Below are 23,741 nucleotides of genomic sequence, written 5' to 3' on the forward strand. Positions count from 1 at the left end.
CACGCTGATAGTAGTTGGGGGATCGCCCCCTGCGAGGATAGGACGTTGCCACGCGACTTGTGGAATCCAGAGATGGGTTCCACTTTTTTTATAAGCTAAATTTGCGACCGAGTTAATTAGTAAAGGGCTAACTCTAGTTGTTCTGCTGGGCCCTTGGTCGGGCCAGAGCATTGTGCTATGCTGGTACTTGTCGTTAGTTTAGTGACAAAACAGAACCTAAAAACAAACTATCTTGGAAATGGGTGGAAAATATTATGAAGACGTATCGTAGCTACCGTCTGAGTTTGGGGTGGCAGATCTTGATTGGGTTGGTACTTGGCATTGTGCTAGGCTCAATCTTCTATCAAAATAAGATTGCTATCACAGCCATGCAGAATATTGGGAACATGTTTATCGGGTTAATCCAGATGATCGTTTTGCCAATCGTAGTATCTTGTCTAACCGTTGGGATTGCCAATATGGGCGACATCAAGAAGCTCGGCCGGGTCGGTGGGAAGACTATTCTGTACTTCGAAATTATGACGACCATCGCGATTGCCTTAGGGCTGTTGGTCGGCAATATCTTCCACCCAGGGGACTTTATCGACATTCACCAATTACATAGTACCGACATCAGTCAATACGTCTCATCGGCCAAATCAGCTAAGGATTCTGGCATCTGGGCCACACTGATGGGGATTATTCCTACTAACTTCTTCAAGTCACTCGCCGAGGGCGACATGATGCCGATTATTTTCTTCTCCGTCTTCTTTGGGCTGGGGACCGCGGCGATTGGGAAACAGGGTCAGGTCATCATCGACTTCCTAGATGCCGTCTCTCAAGTCATGTTCCGGGTAACCAACTGGGTCATGCATACTGCCCCAATTGGAGTGTGTGCCTTAATTGGCGTGACCATCGCGCAAATGGGGCTGTCGGCCTTAGCACCGCTAGGCTACTTTATTGTGTTAGCCTATGGCACAATGGCACTGTTCATCGTAGTCTTCATGGGCCTTGCTGCTCGGATGTTTGGTTTTCATCTGAAGGATTTACTCTATGTCATCAAGGATGAGGCTGTTCTTGCCTTCTCGACGGCGAGTTCTGAAGCCGCCTTACCCCGTCTGATCGACAAGATGGACAAGTTTGGAGTGAGCCAAGGGATTGTCTCGTTTGTGATTCCAACCGGTTATACATTTAACCTGGATGGGTCCGCGATCTATCAATCGCTGGCAGCCCTCTTCCTCGCTCAGGCTTATCATATCCACCTGAGCCTCGGTCAACAGATTACCCTCCTCGTGGTCCTCATGATTACCAGTAAGGGCATGGCGGGCGTCCCAGGGGCCTCCTTCGTGGTCCTGTTGGCAACGGTCTCCACTATTGGCGTGCCAATGAGTGGATTGACCTTCATTGCCGGTATTGACCGGTTGGTCGACATGGGTCGAACGGCCGTTAACGTGGTCGGAAACTCACTAGCCACGGTTATTATCGGAAAATCCGAACATGAATTTAGCGAAGAAAAGAGCCAGGCTTATCTTGCGAAATTGCGAGAGGCCAGCGCCAAATAAATAAGAAAAAAATCCCCACAATTCTGGCCAGAATTGTGGGGATTTTTAAATTGATAATAGCTATAACCGATTAATAGTGGCTTGCCGCGCTTGCGGGGTGATTCCCATCAGCCCATGGGTCACGGCGACCGGCTAGTAATCAGATAAATTTAGAATTGTGGTTGTTAGTCGTATCGACCGTCAGAGATTAAAAACCAACCTAGTTGAAACGGCGTCAGTTACGGGAAGTTCTTCTAACCTCAGGGTTCCCCCAGGGGCAGAGCAGGTTACGGTTGTTGTAACGCTATTCGGACTAACACGTCAGTGCATCATAGTGGAATAGTGCCGAGAAAAACGATGTAACTCTAGCTTGCGTTATCCATTAAGTGGCCGAATCCGATTAGCTCCAAACGAGTTCAGAGAAGTCCAGTCGTCATACGGTTGGTTGCAACACCAACGGCGGCTGAATAAAGGCAGCTAATCGATTCCGTTCAAAGTCTAGTGGTCGAACCTCCGCATCAAGCTACGGAGTCCGGGCACGGGAAAGCTAGAGAACAGGTCTCCTCAAAGCGTCAACCAAGAGGTGTGAACTGGCAATAACTTTCCCACCGGCGAGTAATAACTCGCTCCAGGATCATCAATATGTGGCGTTGTCATGTTCAATCACCTCCTAAAGTAAACGACAGTGACAACTGTGATAAATTAAAAGCGCTTAGCCACGACCGGCTAAGCGCACAATTAAAAAGCAATTTGTGTACAGAATTCGCCAGTCGTTGAGTTTTAGCACTATACGGCGTAGTTAAAGATTCATAACAGCTACATTAGAACAGGCCTTAATTTGACCTGCACAGCTGACTCATTGGCGTTTCTCGACGTTTCTGAGCAGTAGCATTTTCCGTATAGGAGCCTCACCTAACAGCTTCTAATTTATCTTACAAATTCAGTTTAACTGATTTTCATGACAATTGCAACCCTTTAGCTTAATGAAAATCGAATGATTATTATAATAACGAACTAAAAATATATTTATATAGCCCGGCTTAATTTAGAATGATTCTTGACTAGTGGTCAGTGAGCGGTTATCCTGAGAGTGAACCATGACTATTTAGAATGAGGGGAGCAAATATTATGAACTTTATTGGCACTGCATTACCCGACTTTCAAGTTAACGCGTTTCAAGCAGGCGAGGTTATCCCAATTACCCCGGATACCCTGCAGCATCACTGGTCGGTCCTGTTCTTCTACCCGGCGGACTTTTCCTTTGTCTGTCCAACCGAATTGGGGGATTTGGCCGATCATTACGCGGCCTTCCAGAAGTTAAATGCTGAAATCTATAGTATTTCAGAGGACACGGAGTTCGTTCACCAGGCTTGGCACGCGCAAAGCCCCGAGGTTGGTAAGGTAGATTATCCGATGATTGCCGATCCAGCCGGCGTTCTCGCTCGGCACTATGAGGTGTTAGACGAACAGGCGGGTCAAGCCTACCGTGGCGTCTTTATTCTCGATGAAGCGGGACGGGTTCGTTCTTATACGGTCAATGACATGGGCGTTGGCCGGAACGCTGAAGAGATTCTCCGGACGTTGACCGCTGCCCAATTCGTGGCAGAACACGGCGATCGGGTCTGTCCGGCCAACTGGCATCCCGGTGAAAGTACCCTGAAGCCAGGGACCGATCTCGTGGGTAAACTTTAAAATTTGAAATGAGTATACAGCAAGGGAGGCTCACCGCTAATCGGTGGGCCTCCCTTATTTAGGCCGGTAAACAAACCGGACTTCTCAGTTAGATCCCTTGTTGTACCTTGGCGTATTGCTGGGTGTACCAGCCTTCCCAAGTGTTATCCTTCAGGGCACCATTATCGGTAAATGATAGACCGATAGTCTTTAAAATCTCAATGAATGACGATTGCTTATACTGCAACACCCCAGCAGCGAGTTGTTCTGGGCTGAACGACTGGTTAGCGTATAGGTACTGGTTAACGTCGTTCATCACGTAGTCCACCTTATACTGAGACAAGATTTCCAAGTCGTTCTTGCGGTAGTGCGCAATGTAAAAGTGGACGAAGTCGGTCAATGCGGTTGACTGAGCGTGTTCATCCAGGTCAGTGATTGATAAATCTGGGTTTTGCAAAATGGTGACCTCCTCAAAGTCTAAGTTTCAATTGGTATCGGTCGTGTCGATCGGTGCGCTACCTTTATTATGGCACACTTTACACACGGGTAAAGTAAACTGGTGAAATTTTTTCGGTGCGGCGGGGATTTCGTCGGTAAGTCACAACTTTTTTCTGAAAATTATTGTCATAGGGTATTAACTTTGTTACACTATATCTATAAACAAAATCAACTGATGACCATTAGCTTTATCTAAAAAGGAGGAACTTCCAATGACTGAAAAACTACTCTTAGATCCAAAGGACCTGCAAGTGCTAGCCGACCACCTCAATGAGTGGACCCATTGGCGGCAGATGAAAGACCGCGATACGGCCGATTCCAATTGGGATCACTTCATTGCCAAGAGTCGCGAGAAGTCGGAGTGGGAAGCTGGTTTAGCCAGTGAAATTGACCACTGGGAAAGCCTCCACGCCCTGCAAATGGCATTGACGGATAAACTCACCGGTCGAACTTACAGGGGCCACACGCGGCAATAAACAGGGATTAACGTCGAGAATTAAATGAACGAAAAAAGACGCCGCGAGGGCGTCTTTTTTTAGGTTTAAAGATTTATTGTTCTTCGTACCATGAGTAATGGAAGTTACCTGGGCGGTCAGTACGTTCGTACGTGTGAGCACCGAAGTAGTCCCGTTGTGCTTGCAGCAAGTTAGCTGGCAAGACTTCAGCACGGAAGCTGTCGTAGTAGGTAATTGATGCAGACAGACCTGGTACTGGAATCCCAGCTTGAACGGCTACAGAGACAACGTCGCGGATTGATTCTTGGTACTTAGTGGCGATGTCCTTGAAGTAGTCATCGAACAGCAAGTTGGTCAACTTAGGATCCTTGTCAAAGGCATCCGTAATGTTCTGGAGGAATTGGGCCCGGATAATGCAGCCGCCACGCCAGATTTGTGCTAATTGACCAAATTGGAGATCCCAATCGTAAGATTCTGAAGCGATCCGGAGTTGTTCGAAACCTTGAGCATAGCTCATCAACTTACCGAAGAAGAGGGCTTGACGAACCTTTTCGATGAATTCAGTCTTGTCACCGAAGTCAGCTTTACCTTGCTTTGCAGCTGCAGGTAAAGCCTTAGAAGCCTTCACACGTTCGTCCTTCATCATTGAGATGTAACGAGCGTAGACGGATTCAGTGATAACAGATTGAGGTACTTGAATGTTCAAAGCATCTTCTGAACTCCACTTACCAGTACCCTTGTTGTTCCCACGGTCTAAGATCATGTCAACAATAGGCTTGCTCTTGTCGTCGCCTAAGTCATCTTTACGAGTCAAGATGTCAGCGGTGATTTCGATCAAGTAGCTATCAAGTTCGCCCTTGTTCCAGTCTTTGAAGATGTCAGCCATATCATCAACTGAAATACCAGCAACGTTACGCATGATGTTGTAAGCTTCGTCGATCAGCTCTTCATCACCGTATTCGATACCGTTGTGGACCATCTTAACGTAGTGACCGGCACCGTTAGGCCCGATGTACGTTACACATGGCTTGCCATCTTGTTCTGCCTTAGCAGAGATTTGTTCCAAGATTGGGGCAACTAAGTCGTAAGCTTCCTTTTGGCCACCAGGCATCAAGGAAGGTCCTTGTAAGGCACCCAGTTCACCACCGGAAACACCCATCCCGATGAAGTTGATACCGGACTTGTCCAGTTCAGCATTCCGTGCAATCGTGTCGTGGAAGTTCGTGTTCCCACCATCGATTAACACGTCACCCTTGTCAAGCAGGGGTAAGAGTTCTTGAATGACGGCATCGGTTGGCTTACCAGCCTTAACCATCAAAAGAATCCGACGAGGTGTTTCCAAAGACTTAACGAAGTCTTCTACATTGTAACTAGGGATTAATTTCTTTTCACTGTGGTCTTGCATGACTTGTTTAGTCTTGCTTTCGGAACGGTTGAAGATCCCGACTGTGTAGCCGCGACTTTCGATGTTAAGGGCAAGGTTCTTACCCATAACTGCCATACCAACAACACCAATGTTAGCTTTTTCTGCCATTAGAAACCTTCCTTTTCTGATTGAAATTAGATTCGAATTTTCCATCTCCTAGTGTAGCATTGAACAATAGGAAATTAAACTATTTTGACTACTTTTTTTCAAAAAATATTTATTTTTGTAAAAAAATTTCTTTTATCAGTATTAGTAAACGCTTACTTGCTCTAAAGACCCCAAATACTGTCGAAAACGTGGACCAAAAGTTCATCTGAAATAAACTTTTTTCAGATGAAAGGACAACCAGTTAAAACTTGTTTAGGAATATCGCGTAAATAAAAACAGGATTGACTAATTAGTCAATCCTGCCGGTTAGAAAACTATTTGTTTAAACGGTAGATCCATTCACGGTGGTCGCGTTGAATGAGTTCTTCAGCGGCGGCTGGTCCCATAGAATGTGGCGTGTAGTTAGGGAATTGTGGTTCTTGTAAGTCCCAAACACGACGGATTTGATCCACGAACTTCCAAGCGTAGGAAACTTCTGGCCAGCTGGAGAAGTTGGTCCCGTCACCCTTCAAGACGTCGTGCAACAGACGTTCGTAAGGTTCTGGCGTTTCCTTAGACTTTTCGGCATCAACCAGGTAGTCCAACTTGATTGGTTCCGTGGAGAAGCCGGTGTCATTGGTCTTGGCGTTTAATTGTAAGGAGAACCCAGCGTGTGGTTCAACGAAGATCGTCAAAACGTTGGCAGCTAATGGCGTGTTCTTACTCTGTGGAAAGGCAAAGATGTCGACGAGTGGGCGCTTGAAGACGACGTCAACTCGGGTAAACTTGTCGGCTAACATCTTACCAGTCCGGATGTAGAATGGGGTCCCTGACCAACGGTAGTTGTCAAAGAGGAGCTTCCCGGCAACGAAAGTTTCAGTCGTTGAGTCGTGAGGCACATTGTCTTCATGGCGGTAGTCAGCTTGATCGTTGATGGCACCATATTGGCCACGAACGAAGTTGGTTGCGGCGTCGGCAACGTTGTAAACACGCAGACTCCGTAAAGCCTTGACCTTTTCAGCTCGGATATCTGTATCCGTGAAGGCAACAGGTTGTTCCATGGCTAACAGGGAAACGATTTGCATGATATGGTTTTGCACCATGTCACGTAAGGCCCCACTGTTGTCGTAGTAGTTGGCCCGTTCTTCAACCCCCAGTTTTTCGGACAACGTTACTTGGATGTTGTCGATGTACCGGTTGTTCCAAAGAGATTCAACTAAGGTGTTACCGAAGCGCAGGGCTTCAATGTTTTGAATCATTTCCTTACCCAAGTAGTGGTCAATCCGGAAGATTTGGTTTTCATCAAAGGATTGGCTCAGGGCATCGTTTAATTGTTTTGCGGAATCGTAGTCGCGGCCGAATGGCTTTTCGATGACCAGACGGTTGAAGACATCTGGGCCTTCGGACAATAAGCCTTGGGTCTTTAAGTCTTGGGCAATCGTGCCAAAGAATTGAGGCGCCATTGATAGGTAGAAAATCCGGTGGCCTTCAGCCTTGTACTTCTTATCGAGTTTTTCGATAAGTTCCTTCAAGACGGAGTAGTGGGCCGCATCGGTCACATCATGGTCTTGGTAGTAGAAGTGGGAAACAAAATCGGTGGCTTCTTTGGAGTCAGTCCGGTTACCGCTATCTGCTAAAGACTTTTTGATGGCTTCGCGGAACTTTTCGTTGTCCATCTTTTGCCGTGAAGTCCCAACTACAGCGAAATGGGACCGTAAGTTACCTTTACGGTACAAGTTAAAGAGACTTGGATAGAGCTTCCGGTAAGCTAAGTCACCGGTACCCCCGAAGAATAAGAATACAGCTTTGCGTTCAGTTGCCAAGAGATCGTCACTCCTTAAATTTATAAAATCCGTTAGTGTGTCTGTCAAAGAAAATCGGCGGTGCACGCGTTGCTCTCCCGGGTCAGTGCCGGTGCCGGGATCCGTGATTTGTCCAGACGGTGTGTCTAGACCACTTCTGAAACTCATTATACGCTAGTTCTCAGTGAAACGCGACCGTTTTAAAGCAAGAAATTAAAATTAAGACAACCGGTTGCAATGCAGCGAGAACAACGCTTACAGCAATTTTCGTATTTTATGAAAACAAAATAATTTGGTCGAATTGACCATGAAAACAGGTTTCGCGGTTATCGATCAATGAAATCGCTGTCACGGACAGTTTAGCAGAATCATCATTAGAAGTAACGAAGAATGACTCGCTAATCAAGGCCACAAACGGGGGTAACGTTGACTATTGAAGATTTTATATAAGGTTAATTTTAAGTGTTATTAAAAAACGATAAATTTGATGGCGGATCTGAACCGTTTCCAGGGATTTCTGGTATACTAACAGTCGGTTAGAAAATACTGTTCTGGCGGGCTTCCGTCGGACAACTAAGGGGTCAGGAAAAACAATGAAAAAATTTATGGTGGCTTTGACTGGGTTAGTAACATTGGCAACAGTAGGGGCTGTTGTTCCAGCTACGGCAGTTAACTCTGTTGTGACGGCACACGCCGCACATGTTGGACCTAGTTTGAGTGTCAACGCAATTTACAGTTCTTCCAAGAAGGTAACGGGGAAGGCCACAAAGGGCTCGAAGATTACCATCAAGGCAACTAAGAATGCCAAGAAGAACTTAGGTAGCGCTAAGGCTTCTAGCAAGACCGGTAAGTACACGGTTAAGTTAGCCAAGTCTTTGAAGAAGAACAGTAACGTTTACGTCTACGCAACGAAGTCCAAGACGTCCTTCTACCGGATCATCCGCGTTGAAGCCAAGAAGGCTACCGCAGCCGCTACTAAGAAGACAACTTCTAAGAAGACAATCAAGAAGTCCACGAAGAAGACGACTACCAAGAAGACCACGACGGCAAAGAAGAGCGCCGCTAAGTTTACGGTTAAGACCCCAACGGGTACTTGGAAGTCCAACACGGCTAACAAGTATTCTCAAGTTTGGAAGTTTAGCCAAAAGACTGGTTTAAACCAATACCTTTACAAGAATGGTAAGAAGGTTAAGACCTTAACATCTTACGCAACTTACAGTGTTTCTGCTAAGACCCCAACGTTCTGGAAGATTACTTACGCCCCTAAGAACTCTAAGAGCAAGAAGACCGTTTACTTACGGTTCACTTCAGCTAAGAAGTTCAAGATCGTTAACTCTAAGAACAAGGTTATCTCCACTAAGGCCGGCGTTGCGCCAGCTGCTAAGTGGACGTTTGCTAAGAAGTAAACAACCCCGTTCTTATAAAATAGCTAATAGTAAAAGTACCGCTCGTCAGTGATGATGAGCGGTACTTTTTTGTTAGGCTGTTAATTTGTAGCGAGTTGTTGAACAGGTTCCGGGGTGGGTTTGTTCAACCGTGGCCGGTAACCAATTAACCGCATAGCGTTGAAAATAACGACGAGGATTGAGGCCTCGTGAACGAACATCCCACTAGCCATGTAGATGTAACCGTAGACTAATCCAATTAGCAGGAAGACGACTGTGGCAATCGCGATGAAGATATTCTCCTTGGTGTTGGCCGAGGTCTTCTTAGCTAAGCCAATCGCATGGTTCAAGGCGGTGAAGCTGGATTGCATCAGGACTACATCGGCTGTTTCGATGGCAACGTCGGTCCCACCACCCATGGCAATTCCGATGTTGGCGGTGGCTAAGGAAGGACTGTCGTTAATCCCATCCCCAACGAAGGCGACGTTACGTCCCATATCTTGGAACTTCTTAACGAAGGTGACCTTGTCACTTGGCAGAAGGTCGGCGTGAACTTCATCGATTCCTAGGGATTCGGCAACGGCCTGAGCTGTGGCTTGGTTGTCACCAGTTAACATCACCAGGTGCTTGATGCCTTGACGCTTGAGGGCGGCTAAAGCAGCTGGTACTTCTGGGCGAACCGTGTCAGCAACGCCGAGGATGGCGGCCAATTGACCTTGGTAACCGACGAGGACCGTTGATTGGCCGTCGTCTTGCAGGGTATGGAGGTCAGTGAGTTGAGTGGCAGTTAGGTCGATCCCATTGTCCTTTAAGAGGGCAGCGTTGCCGACGTAGAGAGGGTTATCGTGCCACTGACCGACCATCCCACGTCCCTTGATGGTGTCAGTAGTCATCTTGCTGGCATTGGCGGCGACGTGTGCGGCTAAATGCTGGCTAATAGCGGTGGCTAAGGGGTGATCAGAGGTCTGTTCGACCTGAGCGACGGCGCCTAAGAGTTGGTCGTCAGCAGTGTAACGCTTGAGGCTAGCGACGTCCATCTTACCGGTTGTCAGAGTCCCAGTCTTGTCAAAAACAAGTGTATCAACCTTGGCTAGGCTATCCACGACGTCCCCACCTTTGATGAGGATCCCGTTCTTCGCGCCATTACCGATACCGGCGACGTTGGAAACGGGGGCCCCAATCACCAGGGCACCAGGGCATCCGAGAACCAGAACCGTGATGGCGAGCCGGAGGTTTTGGGAGAAAGTGAAGACGAGAATGGCAATCACCAGGACAGCTGGCGTGTAGTACTGGGCAAATTTATCAATAAACTTTTCGGCAGGTGACTTGGTATCTTGGGCTTCTTCGACCAGTTCGATAATCTTAGAGAAGGTCGTTTCGTCTCCAACTTGAGTGGCTTCGACTTGTAGCGTGCCACTTTCGACGATAGCACCGGAGTAGACGCTATCCCCGTTGTGCTTGTTTAAGGGGCGAGATTCACCGGTGATGGATGATTCGTTTACGTAGCCAGAACCATCGACGACTTTCCCATCGACGGGCACTTGGCCACCGGCCTTAACTAAAACGACATTGCCTTCTTCAAGGTCATCAACGTCGACTTCTTCAGTTGCGCCGTCGTCGCCGACCAGAAGTGCCGTGGTTGGGGCCATTTCAGTGAGGGACTGGATAGCACCACGCGTCTTGGCCAACGTCTTTTGTTCGAGGTAAGACCCGAAGAGAAAGAGGAAGGTGACGATGGCCGATTCCTCAAATTCACCAATGGCGAAGGCCCCAATAACGGCGATGCCGACCAGGAGTTCAATACTGAAGACCTTGGCGCGTAGAGCACTGATAGCTCGGAGAACAATAGGGGTTGCGGCAATAATCGAGGCGATGATCCACGCCGTATCGGTTACATAAGGAACGTGAGTGAACCAGGTGTTTAGGAAGCCGACAATGATGAGTCCGGCCGACCAGAAGGTAATTGGATTCGTGTGAGAGTAGATATAACGTTGAAATGCCATAAGTGAGCGATCCTTTCTTTAACTAAGTGATTAAATTGTTTCGTCCTTGTTTATGTCTCTATTATGCCTGCGACGGGGGATGATTAACTTGATGTGAATCAAGTTGGCGAATTTAATTGAAAGATCATTTTGTTTTGGGTCGCCTGCGGTGACCAGAAGCTTCGTCCTGTGGGGCACGGGTGAAGCCGAAGGGCGGTCTTCACCCTCGCTTTAAACCTCACCCAAACCGTGAGTCTTAAAGACGTCCCGGGCTGTAAGACCGGAAAGTCACCGGTCAAACAGCTCCGACACAGGACTACGCCCCTGGTCTCCTCCGGCTATGGCGACAACGGCTGAAATTAAGAAAGTTGTTACAGGTTTCCTGTTTCCCTCTTACTGAGAATGAGACTTGTCTTAAATTAGATAGCGGTCAGTTAGAAATGACAAGCATTCGTCAGGTGAAACCGTTAAGGGGACCCTATCCGTATCCATAAAATATAGATAGTTCCAATATAGTTATATGGAGCATTGAATTAAACACTGAATATGTTTGATGTTGGTTTAAATTAGTCCGCAATCTTAGCCTTCGGCGGGCGGGTGCGGAAGCCTGTGTCGGTGGTGTTAGGGCGGTGGGTTTCCGGCCTTACAGCACGGGACGTCTTCGAGACCCCGATCCTGGGGGCTTGAGGACGAGGTTGAAGACCGGTCTTTGGCTTCAACCGTGCCCCATAGGCTGGGAGCACCCGCCCGCCGTAGGCGGACCAAGCTCAGGACACAATAAAACCCGCCGCAAACCAATAACAGGTTTGTGACGGGTAATGAGGTTAGCTTATTTCAGGACGTAGCCATCGCTAGCTGTGTCGTAATGTAAGGTAACAGAGCTGTCGGGCAAGTCGACGGTAATCGTCTGGTAGGCTGGTTCAAAGCCGTGGTGTAACAAGTTAACCGCAACTTCACCATCCTTGACGGTGACTTCATAACGGTTAAACTCACCGTTTTGGTAATTGAAGTCTAAGCCATCGTCTTGGTAGTGTTCATAGGTGCCTTCGTTACCGAAGAGTTTGAACGTCATAGCCGTATCAGGTTCTTCGCTGATGTGGTCGACGCTAGGACCCCATGGTAAGAGGGTGTTAGCCTTGATGAACAGTGGCAACTTGTCGAGTGGAGCATCCACGACGATGTCTTGTTGGCCATCGTATTCGCGGTTGTTCCAGAAGTCAATCCACTTGCCGGCTGGCAGGTAGACTAACCGCTTGATCTTGGACTTTTCAACGATAGGGGCCACGAGAATGTCGTCACCGACCATGAATTCGTCGTTTAAGTCGCGAGTCCGTGGGTCGTCATCGTAGTTCAAGACTAATGGCCGCATGATTGGCAGACCATTTTGACTTTCCTGAGCGAACAAGTCGTACAGGTATGGAATGAAGTGGTAACGCAACTTCAGGTACTTCCGGTAAATCGACAAGGTTGGTTCACCGAAGCTCCAAGGTTCTTGGTGCCGAGTACCCATGGCCGCGTGGTTCCGCAGCAGAGGGCTGAAGATTGCGGCTTCAATCCACCGCGTCAACAGTTCGGCGTTGGTATCTGAGGCAAAGCCCCCAATATCGGTGCCGACGAAGCTGAAACCACTCATCCCTAAGTTACAGATTTGAGGGATCATCATTTGGATATGTGGCCAGATACTGCGGTTATCACCTGTCCAAACGGTGGCGTACTTCTGAGTCCCAGCATAGGCTGCCCGCGTGATAACGTAAGGGCGACGGCCTTGTTGTTCCTTCAAGCCAGTGTAGGTTGCCTTGGCCATGTTGTGACCATAGACGTTGTGCATCTTCTTATGAGTTGATGGGTTTTCTTGGTCACTGAAGACCGTATCGTCGGGGATGTCACCCTCGAAGCTTGCGGGTTCATTCATGTCGATCCAGACACCACCAACACCGTTGTCAGTTAAGAACTTATTGTTGTTAGCCCACCACTTGCGAACTTCGGGACGACCGAAGTCAGGGAAGGCGGAGTCACCAGGCCAAACTTTATTGATATAAACCTTGTTGTCTGGCGTCTTGACGAAGTAGTCGTGCTTAACCCCTTCGGCATAGGTCTTGTAGTCAGGATCCTTCTTAACACCGGGATCGATGATTGGAATAACCTTAATACCGCGATTCTTTAACTTCGCTACGAAGGCCTTAGGGTCACCCTCGAACTTGTTCTTGTCCCAAGTGAAGACCCGGTAGCCATCCATGTAGTCGACGTCGAAGTGAATAGCATCGCATGGTAAGTCGTACTTCTTTAAACCATCGGCAATGTCTTGAACTTGCTTCTGGCTGGCACTGTAGCCCCAACGTGATTGTTGGTAACCCAGTGTCCACTTTTGTGGTAAAGGCACACGACCAGTTAAGTAGGTGTAGTTGGTGACGACATCCTTCAAGCTAGAACCACCTAAGATGTAGTAGTCCAGGTTGCCTTCAACGGCTGAGTAGAAGTAGTAATTAGGATTTTCCTTACCCATATCGAAGTGGGCCTTGTAGGTGTTGTCGAAGAATAGACCGAACGGGTGACCATTCTTCAAGCCCAACATAACAGGGATGGACTTGTACAGGTTCTTAAAGTGTTCCAGTTGTGGTTGCGGATTGTCGGCGTTCCAGTTGTCGTATTCGAAGCCACGCTTGTCCAGATACCCGGTCTTATCTCCGAGTCCGTAGAGGTGTTCGTCGGGGGCCAAAGACTTGATCAGTTCGAAGAAGCCAGTGTCAGAGCTGACGGTAGACTTGGAAACGGAGTGGCCTTCAGCCTTAACCAGGCGTTCGTGGACCTTATCGATTCCCTTGTCGAGCAATTGACGCTTGCCACGGTAGTCCGTGACCAGGGCGTTGCCGTTCTGGTCGTAGGCGTCGACGTGACGGTCGGCATCCAACTTAATGGTCAGGGCCGCCGTCTTGACCTCGTAGTGGTCGCCGGCATCCGTGACGGTGTAAGCCGTCTTGGTTTCCTTATTGCCCTCAATGGCATAGGATTGACCCTTTTCACCGCGGTCTTCGAAGATTCGAACGATGGCATCGGTGAGCACCGTTACTTGTAACGGATGCTCTGGATAGTCAAAGGTCACGGTTTGATTAGCTTGTTTATATTGTGGTAATTCAGACATAGAAATTCGCTCCTCTTCCTTTAAAAATCCGTTAGGCAGCGTCGTCGGATAAGTCCTTTTGTGGCTTGTCTTGCTTGATAACGCTGATCGTCAATACGGCAATTAACATGGAGATCCCGGCGACCAACATCATGCCAGGCATGGACTTGCCGACCAACTTGAAGACGAAGAAGCTGGCAACTGACGCAATGATTTGTGGTAAACAAATTGTTCCGTTAAAGATCCCGATGTAAGACCCTTCATTCGACCCATCCAGTGATGAGGTGAAAATGTTGAAGGGTTCAACGTGGACCGTGAAGAAGCCAATCCCGATTAAGATGAATGGCAGGATTAATAAGTACTGGTTGTGAATAAAGAAGACCCAGATTAATCCAACGGCAAAGCTCCCAATACCGAAGCGGTACCAGAACTTACGCTTGAATGGGTTGGTGTGAGATAAGACCAGGAACCCGTATAAAACGGCAGCCATGGATTGAACGAAAGTTAAAATCCCGTACCAGTTCCCAGCGGCTTGGTAGCCGGCAGAAGTGGCGTTGGTGGTGTTCCAAACGTTTTGAGCGATAGCACCAGTGGTGTAAGTCCACATGTATTGAATCCCAATCCAAGCGAACATTTGAACAACGGCAACTTCCCAGAGAGCCTTTGGGGCTTCCTTGATTAATTGCCAGATAGGCTTGGTATTCTTGTGTGATTCGGGATCGATGTGGTGATACATAGCAAATGTTTCAGGATCGTATTCCTTAACGGTGTGGATCGTGTAGGCGGAAATCCCTAACAGGATAGCGGCACCGATGTAGAAGGCTAAACGAACGGATAAGGGTACGACACCCTTCTTAGCAACGTTGGCAACTCCGAAGAAGGTTAAAACGAATGGGAGTAAGGTGGCAAGCACCCCACCAAGGTTACTGAAGGCTTGTTGCCAAGACCAAGCTTTATCCTTTTGGCTTTCGTTGACCATGTCCCCGATAATCATCCGGAATGGTTGCATACAGATGTTGCTGGACAGGTCCATGAAGGCAATGGCGATTGCCCCGAAGAGCAAGGCGGCCATGGAGCCGTAACCGAAGCCAAATGACCCGGCATTTGGCAAGAGAATCATGACCAGTGCGGCAACAGGAGCACTGAATAACAGGTAAGGCATCCGCCGGCCAAAACGGTTCCAGGTCCGGTCGGAGTACTTCCCAACAAGTGGTTGAACGAGCAATCCAGCCAATGGTGGCAAGATAAAGAAGAAACCTAAGCTATTCGGGTCGGCACCGATGGTTTGGAAAATCCGACTCATTTGCGACGATTGTAATGAGAAGGCCATGTTGACACCACAGAAACCAAATGTGATGGCGAAGAGGGTCTTCCACGGTAAATTCGGTAGTGAGTTAGAAAGTGAAGCGGTCTTTTTGCCGGTAGCGGCCGTGACTTTGTGATCTCCTACTGGGTTAGCTGCAGGTGCTGTTTGTTGTTTCATAAATAATTGCATCCCCTTGGTATGTATAATTTCAGAAATCCTTTTGACAAGATCATTGTAGTACTTTACGTAAACGTTTACAATACCCTATTCACGCCAAAGTAAACGTTTACGCTATGAGCTGTTAAAGTTGGCGGATTTAGACTATAATGGACATATCCTAAACGAAAGTGGGGGTTGTGATGAAGCCAACAATTAAAGATATTGCGGCCAGATCCGGCGTCTCAATTGCGACAGTTTCACGAGTGCTGAGCCAGAAAACCGGCACTTACAGCGAAAAGACCCAGGCTAAAATTTTGCGAATTGCGAAAGAACTCGGCTACCGGAAAAACACGGCAGCGGTCGAGTTAGTGAAGAAACGATCAGCAGTGATCGCCGTGATTTTGAACGCAACCCCGACGAACTTTTCGACGGGGGTTATCGATGGCATTCAAAAACGAGCCAGTGAGTTGGGTCAAGGGGTCATCATTCTGTATGCGGGGAACCGGGATGCACAAATGCTCCACAAGGCCATTGTGACGGCGTTGGAGCGGACCGTTTCCGGAATCCTGTTGACCGCCATCGAACCAGATGATGCGGATCTCACCCTATTAAAGGACTCGGGAATTCCATTTTGTTTCGTTTCCCTCTACTTAAATCAACCAAAGATTTTGTCGGTCAGTTCAAATAATGAAAGTATCACGTCGCAAGCCGTGGACTACCTGGTCGAACAGGGGCACACGGCGATTGCTTTAGCCGGGATCGACGGTTACCATACCGGGACGCAACGGATTGCCGGCTATGAGGCGGGGCTAAAGGCCCACGGCATCACAACCTCCTGCATCAAGTACGGGGACTATAGTTATGAGTCCGGCCGCAAACTCTTGCAGGAATTTCTCCCACTCAAGGTCACGGCAATCATCACGGCTAGTGACATGATTGCGGCAGGGATTCTGAATGCCGCCCAAGAGGTGGGCATTCGTGTTCCGGAAGACCTGTCGTTGGTAAGTATCGATGGGACAATCATTTGTAATATTACAACGCCGGACTTGACCAGTGTGACGCAAGACTTCTATCGTATCGGGAGTCGAAGCGTCGACCAAGTTATGGGGCACGACGTGGAGACGTTTGTCCCAGTTAAGATTGAGAAACGTGGCAGTGTTAAACAATTGGAGAGATAATGAAAGCCCTGCGATCATTGAAGATCGCAGGGCTTTTTGTAAAAAAAACAGGATCGCTCACACCTCGCAGTGTGTAAGCGATCCTGTTTAAAAATTTACAGATTAGTCTTCGTCATCATCATCGTCTTCGTCGTCCAGGCCGTCGCGGGCATCATTGCCCAGCAAGGCTTGGAGTTCGCGGATGATATGGTTGTTGGTTCCACGCAAGTCGGTTAGGAAGCTGGCTAAGGCCGGGCGTTCTTCCTTCTCGGCGAGCTTGATCGCCCGGTCGATGAAGAGGTTGTGGGTATCGGCATCGTGGACCAGTTCACTGACTTGGTCTTCGGCGGCCAGATACTTCTTATCGCCACTCTCTTGCAGCATGTTGTAGTCGTGGAATTCTTTCGTGGTGGTCGAGACAATCTCGCCCTCATCTAAGAGGAGTTCACCTAAGGCATCAAATTGTGTCCGGTAGGTGGCAATGTAGTCACTGAGTAACTGGCGAACGCTGAGCGCCAGCGGCCCTTTGATGGACCAGCGAACCTGGTGGAATTTCACGATGGAAATGTGGAGGTTAGCCAGGATGTGATTGGTCATGGCCCCAGCCGTTGGGACGTGGTGATCGTGTTCAGTTTGGGCTTGTTCGGCAGCGTAGCGGTCTTCAATACTCATAGTCGTTGTGGTCATTAGATGAACTTCCTTTCGAATTTAGGGGATTAGAGTGCCTTAACTTTAGAACTCTTCACGGTGTAGCCGAGGTCGGTGACGGTGTCGGCTAGGTTTTCAGCGGTGACAGTGGCGTCATCGAACTCAGCCTTGATCTTGCTGGCATTGAAGAGCACCTTGACGTTCTTCACGCCGTCTTTCTTACTAAGGGCGCCTTCGATCTTGGTCATGCAAGATGGGCAGGTCAGGTCGTCTAATTTCATGGTTACTTTACTCATAAATAAAAACCTCCTTAGGTTTTTCGTTTGTCTTGATTACATAACCTAGTATAGGGGGTCGCGGTTTGAAAATACTTGACTCAGATCAAGTTGCGCAAATATTTCGAAATCTCTTAAAAGCGATCGAAAATCGCGAAAAATGGCGGTTTAAAGGCGATTTTGAAGCGTTGTAGTTTCAGTTTATCTATGAGTATGAGACAATAGAATTAATGAGACAAAATAAGTGAGGGAAAGTAAATGTCGAAAAGCAACAAGGAAGTCAGTCTAGCAGGGATCCTCTCAGCAACCCTGTTACTTAATGCGGCTGCGGCGTGTATGTGGCCATTAACGACTGTGTATATGCATGATGAGTTACATCAAACTCTGACGCTTGCAGGGATCGCGCTGTTAGGAATGTCGCTGTGTATGATTCTGGGAAATTGGCTGGGTGGCTGGTTGTTTGATAACTGGTCCCCGTTTAAGACAGGACTCTCGGGAACGTTGATTTCGTTCATTCCGATGCTCCTGTTAATCTTTTTCCATGGCTGGCCCATCTTCGGGATTATGCTACTCTTCATTGGCCTGGGTGACGGAATCGTGATGACCGTGGTGAACTCTTACGCGGCCAATGTGCAATCGATTGGTAGTCGCCGGGTCTTTAATTACCTCTATATTGGGATGAACTTAGGGGTGGTATTGGGAACGCTGATGGTGGGGTACTTGATGGATCATGGGGTTACCCTGGTCTTCATGGCTGCCAGCATCTGTTATACGGCGTTGCTGATTATCTTCATCGTGGACTTCCGGATGGATATTGCGACCAAGACGCATAAACACGCCAAGGGGCCAGCCAAGCCAGCTCAGTTGAAGCTGATCTGGATGATCAGTGCCTTGGTGTTCTGTCTATACGTGGGGTACTCCCTCTGGGAAAGTGTGATTTCCGTGCACATGACCAGCCTTGGGATCTCCTTTGAAAAGTATAGTTTGCTCTGGACGTTAAATGGGATTCTTATTGTCTTTGGGCAACCACTAGCCAACCGAATTGGGACTTATTTCAAGATGAGTTCGCAGATTGGGGTCGGCACGTTCGTCTTCATCATGTCATTCTTAATGCTGGTGTTTGCTAAGACCTATGCGATGTTCGTCGTCACCATGATCGTTTTAACGTTGGGTGAAATGACCGGGTTCCCGGGAATTCCCGCGTGGATTGACAAGCTGGCCGGTGACAACGAAAAAGGGAAGTTCCAAGGAATCTATAACATGGCCATTTCCTTTGGTCGAGCGGTCGGCCCGTTATATGGTGGGTTGATTATCGAATACGGAAGTTACCACTCCCTCTTCCTCTCCGTAACAGTCGTGATGTTGGTGGCACTGGCTGCCGTCATGTTACGGAACCGGCATAATCAAATGCGATTACGTAAGGAACAGAATAAATAACGAGATTCCCCTGAATTGGTGCTGAACCAGTTTGAGGGATTTTTTTGTGGAATGCGTTAGACACGACCGCTGAGTCAAGGCCATCGATCAAAAAAGACCCAGAAGATAGGCTTCCGTGTCGTCATAGGTTTTACTCAGTGGGAACATCGGTGAGAAATCCTTGTTGTTTGAGTGCCGCCGTGATACCAGCTCGTTGTTGGGGATCACGGGAAAATTCCGTGAGAATGTGGTGGGTGTAGGTTTCTTCACGCTGGTGGCTACCCCTTTGCTGATAGTAGCTGGTAATGGTGCGATCGTAAGCTACTAGTTGGGGATCGGCAGGATCTAAAGGTCGGTACGTATTGGTAAAATGCATGAGTTCTTGGGGCAATCGGGGCTTCTGCTCAGGTTGTTCCGCTGGATGGCCGATGGCCAAGCCTAGCACCGGAAAGGTGAGGCGAGGCAGATCAAAAGTTTGGATGAGACGCGGGACATCGTTGAGGACGCTTCCCATGATGGTGCTCCCGAGTCCCAGACTTTCACCAGCCGTGACGACCGCCTCGATGGCAATCGTCGCGTCGAAGATGCCCGCCAGTAGTTTGTCGGTGCTGTGCAGGTTTGCCTGTGCCGTAGCCGAATCCCCCGCCAGCTGGGCATTACGTGCTTGGTCGGCGATGAAGAGAAAGTAGTGGCCAGCCTTTTCGAGCCAATGGTGACCAGTGATGTCACCGAGGATGGCCAACTTGGCGGGATCGGTCACGCTAATAATGCTGACCTGTTGGGAAAAGGTGCTGGTGGCCGCGTGTTGGGCCGCCGTAATCAGGGTCGCAATCTCAGTGGGCGTCAGTTTTTCTGCGGTGAAGTGACGAATACTGCGGTGCGCCATTAGGGTTGCAATCGTGGGATTAGTCATCGGCCATCACCGCCTTCATACGGGCAACGAGAGCGTCGTAAACCCGTTGTTCATCGCGGGGAACTCCGCGAAGTTCATAGTTGGCAATGAAGGGGGCATCAAACTTTTGGGCGTAACGCTTTGCGGTCAGACAGTATTGCTCATTGAAGTTCCGGTTGCCGCTACCCACGACCCCAATCAGGTGCTGGGCGTTCTGGTTGTAGGCAATATATTCACCCAGGACATTGGTCATGAGTTCCTTAACGCCGTTGTCGATACCGTTCCCGCCATCAAGATAGGTGGGAACGAAGCAGAAGTAAGGCTGAGTTTCGTCGACAAAGTCACTGGCTTCGCTGATTTCGGTGGCTTCAATCGTTGGTAATTCTGAGTTGCTTTCGTGTTGTTTGGCGGCGAAGGCCGTGAGATTTTCTACAAAGTTCCGGGTGTTGCCCTCAATTGAAATGTATAAAACGCGTAATGGCTGCATAAAATTTTCCTCCGCTTTCAAAATTTACAATTACTATCAGTGTACTCGGATCGCGGGTGAAATGCTCTTAAGAATGACTCGCTAATTTCTGACATCTGGGAGGAGACTTGTCAAAATTTGGGCAATATGCTATTCTAAGGCTACTTTAAGAAAGAACGAGGTATTCAGCCGATGCGTAACTAATCAATTCTCAACTGTTTGTCAGCACCATCCCACGAGTCTAGGGGTGGAGTGGGCCTGCATTTGGGATTGATGGTTACGCCGACTGAGTTGCAAAAGCAACCGGTGGGCGCCGTTTCCAATTGGGAAACGCGACCACTTTTTTGTGCGGTGCCATCAATCCCTGCTTTCAAAAGGGGGACGATCTTTTGACACAAATAACCTTAACAAATTTAACGAAAATAGTTGCTGGTGAAACACTTTTTACAGCCGAACGCTTAACGGCACAAACTGGCGATCGCGTTGGTATTATCGGGGCTAATGGGGGTGGGAAAACCACCTTGGCCCGCATCATCACGGGTGCTGATACCGACTTCGAGGGGACTCGCGCCGTGAGCGAGAGCGTTCAGTTGGTGCCCCAGATTGCGCCGGTTGTCGGCCGATCCGGGGGGCAAAGCATGCTGGATCGCGTTCGCCGCGCCCTGAGCCAGCATCCAGCCATTCTGATTTTGGATGAACCTTCAGCCAACTTGGATGACCGTCATCAGGACTGGCTACAACAACAGCTCTTGCACTACCCGGGCCTCTTGATTGTGATTTCCCATGACCGGGACCTGTTAACGGCGGTGGCGACGCAGATTTGGTCGCTCGAGAATCAACAATACACGCAATATAACGGGGATTACATCCACTTCATGAGCGTCCGGCAACAGACACGGGATAACACCCTGTCGCAGTATCATCGGGAACAACGAGAACGTCGTGAGCTCCAACAGGCGGTCCAAGCGCGCCATGAGAAGGCCGCCCGGGTCCGTAAGGGTGGTCGTCGATTGACACCGGCCGAACGGAGTAACACGCGTTCAATTCGGGAACAAAATGCCGGTAAGATGGAGCGGGGTGCTCGGGCCTTACAGGACCGGGCCAATCGTCAAACGACGACGGTTAAGCCCCATGAGGCCGCACCGGTTAAATTACTGGCGACCGACTTGCCACCAGTAACGGGGAAGTACTTGATTACCGTGGATGACCTGCATTTGACTCATGGCAAGCATGACCTGGCCAGTCACGTTCGGTTGCGGATTAAGCCCGGCGAACGGGTCGCCCTGAGTGGGCCTAACGGGAGTGGGAAGACGACACTGATTACTGCGGTGTTGAACCACGCGGATCAGACGCGTCTAGCTCCCAGTGCTCGGGTGGGGTATTTCCATCAGGACATGACCCAGTTGCCCGCCGATCAAACGGTCTGGGGATTTCTTAGTCGCGCCACGACCCTTGACCGGAACCGTACTCGGCAGATCATGGGGGCCTTTGGCCTGACGGCGACATTTTATGACCGGCCCATCGGCGATCTCAGTGGGGGTGAACGGGTGAAGTTACAGCTCCTGGGGATTTTGGTGAGTGCCAGCAATCTCTTGGTTCTAGATGAACCCACGAACTATCTGGATTTACCGGCCCTACAAGCTCTGGAGGACTTCCTCGTGGGTTATCCGGGGACAGTGCTCTTCGTGGCTCACGACCAGGCCTTTCGCCAGAAGGTGGCTACACGCACGGTGGTGCTGCAGGACCAAGCGTTACGGGACCCTGCGCACAGTGCCAAGGGGGTTCCGGCTTCGGATCTGCCTCGACTGCAGTTTGAATATGATCAGTTGATGATGGCACCGGAGTTAGATACGAAACGGTTGCGGGAACTGCGCGACCAGATTGCGGCGGCCCAACGCGGCTAATTCTGGCAGTGACGAGTTAAAAATGAGAATAGTTCTTCTTTTAGAAACTTTTTGAGCGGGATCGCTTACGAAGTTTCTTTTTTTCTGGTAGAGTAATCCATTGTGTGATTATTTGAAAGAGAGTGTGAAAACAAATGGATTCAGTACAAAATAGCCAAGCTAATGGGGCGCAACAGGCCAGAGTACCTGTGGCGCACCCGACGCTTGCCATGATGGGGATGCTCATCGGAGGATTTGTTGGGATGTTTTCTGAAACATCTTTGAATATTGCTTTACCCCAACTTATGACCCAGCTCAACGTGTCTACTGCGACGATTCAGTGGTTGGTTACGGGGTATATGTTGATGGTTGGTGTGGTTTTACCACTATCCAGTATTATTACGAAATGGTTCACGACCCGGCAGGTTATCCTGTTTGCGTTAGTGGCCTTTGCTGTTGGGGCCGTTATTTCGGCTTCCGCGCCAGGTTTTGGCGTGTTACTTTTCGGACGGATGATTCAAGGGGTTGCCAATGGGTTGATCCTGCCACTGATGTTTACGGTGGCCATGGAGATCTTCCCACCCTATAAGCTAGGGGCGGCCATGGGGATGGTTAGTCTGGTTGTTATGTTTGCTCCCGCTGTGGGGCCAACATTAGCTGGTCTGGTTCTCGGGATTGCTTCTTGGCGGTGGATCTTCTGGCTGTTTGTGCCATTTTTGGTGATTGCCTTCATCTTTGCCGTCACGTCACTGAAAAATGTGGCGCCAGTTACCCGGCCTAAGGTTGATTTTCTCTCAATTGTGTTATCCACGATTGGGTTTGGGAGCCTGGTTATGGGCGTTAGTCTGGCCAGTGACAACGGTTGGGTCTCACTACCCGTTATTGGGAGTCTACTCGTTGGGCTCGTCGGTCTGGCCTGGTACACGCATCGGCAATTAAATATGGAAAAGCCAATTCTAAACTTGCGAGCCTTTGCTATTCCTGGTTTCCGGATTGGGGCCAGTCTGGTCATGATTAACTTCGGGATTATTCTCTCTGCGATGTATTTGTTACCTATGTACATTCAAAAAGGGGTCTTGATTCCCGTGGCCTTGACTGGGATCATCATGCTTCCTGGTGGGATTGTGAATGCCCTCGTCTCCGCCGCTGCCGGCCGTTTATATGACCGGATCGGGGCACGGACGCCAGTTCGTTTGGGCTTCATCATCTCGATGGTTGGGGCTGTCTTGTTGGCCCTTACCACGACGAGTAGTGCCATCTGGTACATTATCTTGGCCCATGTCGTCTTGATGATTGGGGCACCACTGGCTATGTCGCCATCGCAAACTCATGGGTTGAACGCCTTAACGGGGCCACTTGCGGGTGATGGTAGTGCGATTATGAATACCTTCCAACAAATTGTTGGGGCCATTTCTACAGCGATTGCGACGAGTCTGTTAGGTATCGGACAAGTTGCTTACGGTGCTGGTAATCGGGCCGCAGCCTTCGTTAATGGGGCACATTATGGCTTCTACTTTACGTTTATCATGGCGTTTGTCGGTTTCCTCTTAGCACTTCGTTTGCCTAAGCAGGAGCAGTAATTTAAATTTAAATTC

Annotated in this window: 18 protein-coding genes and 1 riboswitch; of the genes, 8 read left to right on the forward strand and 10 right to left on the reverse strand. The window is 49.0% G+C overall.

The window, feature by feature from the left end:
* Positions 1 to 254: 254 nt before the first annotated feature.
* On the forward strand, positions 255 to 1,541 hold the full coding sequence (locus tag IV54_RS08520) for a dicarboxylate/amino acid:cation symporter (protein WP_057878940.1): 1,287 nt from the start codon (positions 255 to 257) through the stop codon (positions 1,539 to 1,541).
* A gap of 737 nt (positions 1,542 to 2,278) precedes the next feature.
* Positions 2,279 to 2,447, reverse strand: a riboswitch (M-box (ykoK) riboswitch).
* A 201-nt stretch (positions 2,448 to 2,648) separates the two neighbouring features.
* Positions 2,649 to 3,212 (forward strand): peroxiredoxin, encoded by a 564-nt coding sequence (locus IV54_RS08525; protein ID WP_057878941.1) that lies wholly within the window; start codon positions 2,649 to 2,651, stop codon positions 3,210 to 3,212.
* An 88-nt stretch (positions 3,213 to 3,300) separates the two neighbouring features.
* Here the strand turns inward: IV54_RS08525 and IV54_RS08530 are convergent, their stop codons facing one another.
* Entirely contained in the window at positions 3,301 to 3,648 is a 348-nt protein-coding gene (locus IV54_RS08530) for a hypothetical protein (protein ID WP_057878942.1), read from the reverse strand.
* A gap of 253 nt (positions 3,649 to 3,901) precedes the next feature.
* Between IV54_RS08530 and IV54_RS08535 the strand changes: the two genes are divergently transcribed.
* On the forward strand, positions 3,902 to 4,165 hold the full coding sequence (locus IV54_RS08535) for a hypothetical protein (protein ID WP_057878943.1): 264 nt from the start codon (positions 3,902 to 3,904) through the stop codon (positions 4,163 to 4,165).
* 73 nt (positions 4,166 to 4,238) lie between these two features.
* Here IV54_RS08535 and gndA read toward each other — a convergent pair whose 3' ends face one another.
* Both gndA and zwf read right to left on the reverse strand, forming a co-directional pair.
* Entirely contained in the window at positions 4,239 to 5,678 is a 1,440-nt protein-coding gene (gene gndA / locus IV54_RS08540) for an NADP-dependent phosphogluconate dehydrogenase (RefSeq protein ID WP_057878944.1), read from the reverse strand.
* A 314-nt stretch (positions 5,679 to 5,992) separates the two neighbouring features.
* A complete protein-coding gene (gene zwf, locus IV54_RS08545) occupies positions 5,993 to 7,480 on the reverse strand; it encodes a glucose-6-phosphate dehydrogenase (RefSeq protein ID WP_057878945.1) in 1,488 nt (495 codons plus the stop codon).
* A gap of 572 nt (positions 7,481 to 8,052) precedes the next feature.
* On the opposite strand from zwf, the gene IV54_RS08550 reads away from it, so the two are divergent.
* Positions 8,053 to 8,865: an Ig-like domain-containing protein gene (locus tag IV54_RS08550; RefSeq protein WP_057878946.1), complete on the forward strand. Its 813-nt coding sequence runs from the start codon at positions 8,053 to 8,055 to the stop codon at positions 8,863 to 8,865.
* A gap of 80 nt (positions 8,866 to 8,945) precedes the next feature.
* Here the strand turns inward: IV54_RS08550 and IV54_RS08555 are convergent, their stop codons facing one another.
* The 3 genes from IV54_RS08555 to IV54_RS08565 all read right to left on the reverse strand — a co-directional run bounded on the left by IV54_RS08555 (position 8,946) and on the right by IV54_RS08565 (position 15,427).
* Positions 8,946 to 10,847, reverse strand: coding sequence for a heavy metal translocating P-type ATPase (locus tag IV54_RS08555; protein WP_057878947.1), 1,902 nt, complete (start codon positions 10,845 to 10,847; stop codon positions 8,946 to 8,948).
* Positions 10,848 to 11,655: 808 nt separating this feature from the next.
* Positions 11,656 to 13,965, reverse strand: a complete 2,310-nt coding sequence (locus tag IV54_RS08560) for a glycoside hydrolase family 31 protein (protein ID WP_057878948.1) — start codon at positions 13,963 to 13,965, stop codon at positions 11,656 to 11,658.
* Positions 13,966 to 13,996: 31 nt separating this feature from the next.
* Entirely contained in the window at positions 13,997 to 15,427 is a 1,431-nt protein-coding gene (locus IV54_RS08565; protein WP_057878949.1) for an SLC45 family MFS transporter, read from the reverse strand.
* Positions 15,428 to 15,609: 182 nt separating this feature from the next.
* Between IV54_RS08565 and IV54_RS08570 the strand changes: the two genes are divergently transcribed.
* A complete protein-coding gene (locus IV54_RS08570) occupies positions 15,610 to 16,587 on the forward strand; it encodes a LacI family DNA-binding transcriptional regulator (RefSeq protein ID WP_057878950.1) in 978 nt (325 codons plus the stop codon).
* A gap of 102 nt (positions 16,588 to 16,689) precedes the next feature.
* Here the strand turns inward: IV54_RS08570 and IV54_RS08575 are convergent, their stop codons facing one another.
* A complete protein-coding gene (locus tag IV54_RS08575) occupies positions 16,690 to 17,253 on the reverse strand; it encodes a Dps family protein (RefSeq protein ID WP_057878951.1) in 564 nt (187 codons plus the stop codon).
* A 29-nt stretch (positions 17,254 to 17,282) separates the two neighbouring features.
* A complete protein-coding gene (locus tag IV54_RS08580) occupies positions 17,283 to 17,510 on the reverse strand; it encodes a heavy-metal-associated domain-containing protein (RefSeq protein WP_057878952.1) in 228 nt (75 codons plus the stop codon).
* Between the two features lie 237 nt (positions 17,511 to 17,747).
* Here IV54_RS08580 and IV54_RS08585 point away from each other — a divergent pair, with 237 nt between their 5' ends.
* Complete coding sequence (locus IV54_RS08585) at positions 17,748 to 18,926, forward strand: MDR family MFS transporter (RefSeq protein ID WP_057878953.1); 1,179 nt, start codon at positions 17,748 to 17,750, stop codon at positions 18,924 to 18,926.
* A 130-nt stretch (positions 18,927 to 19,056) separates the two neighbouring features.
* Here the strand turns inward: IV54_RS08585 and IV54_RS08590 are convergent, their stop codons facing one another.
* On the reverse strand, positions 19,057 to 19,818 hold the full coding sequence (locus IV54_RS08590) for a nitroreductase family protein (protein WP_057878954.1): 762 nt from the start codon (positions 19,816 to 19,818) through the stop codon (positions 19,057 to 19,059).
* Complete coding sequence (gene nrdI, locus IV54_RS08595) at positions 19,811 to 20,284, reverse strand: class Ib ribonucleoside-diphosphate reductase assembly flavoprotein NrdI (protein ID WP_057878955.1); 474 nt, start codon at positions 20,282 to 20,284, stop codon at positions 19,811 to 19,813. The genes IV54_RS08590 and nrdI overlap by 8 nt, the downstream gene beginning before the upstream one ends.
* Positions 20,285 to 20,652: 368 nt before the next feature.
* Between nrdI and IV54_RS08600 the strand changes: the two genes are divergently transcribed.
* Together IV54_RS08600 and IV54_RS08605 are read left to right on the forward strand one after the other, a co-directional pair.
* A complete protein-coding gene (locus IV54_RS08600) occupies positions 20,653 to 22,167 on the forward strand; it encodes an ABC-F family ATP-binding cassette domain-containing protein (protein WP_057878956.1) in 1,515 nt (504 codons plus the stop codon).
* A 134-nt stretch (positions 22,168 to 22,301) separates the two neighbouring features.
* A complete protein-coding gene (locus tag IV54_RS08605; protein WP_057878957.1) occupies positions 22,302 to 23,726 on the forward strand; it encodes a DHA2 family efflux MFS transporter permease subunit in 1,425 nt (474 codons plus the stop codon).
* The last annotated feature ends 15 nt before the right edge of the window (positions 23,727 to 23,741 follow it).

It is taken from the genome of Levilactobacillus paucivorans (assembly GCF_001437125.1).
In the GTDB taxonomy this organism is placed as follows: Bacteria; Bacillota; Bacilli; order Lactobacillales; family Lactobacillaceae; genus Levilactobacillus; species Levilactobacillus paucivorans.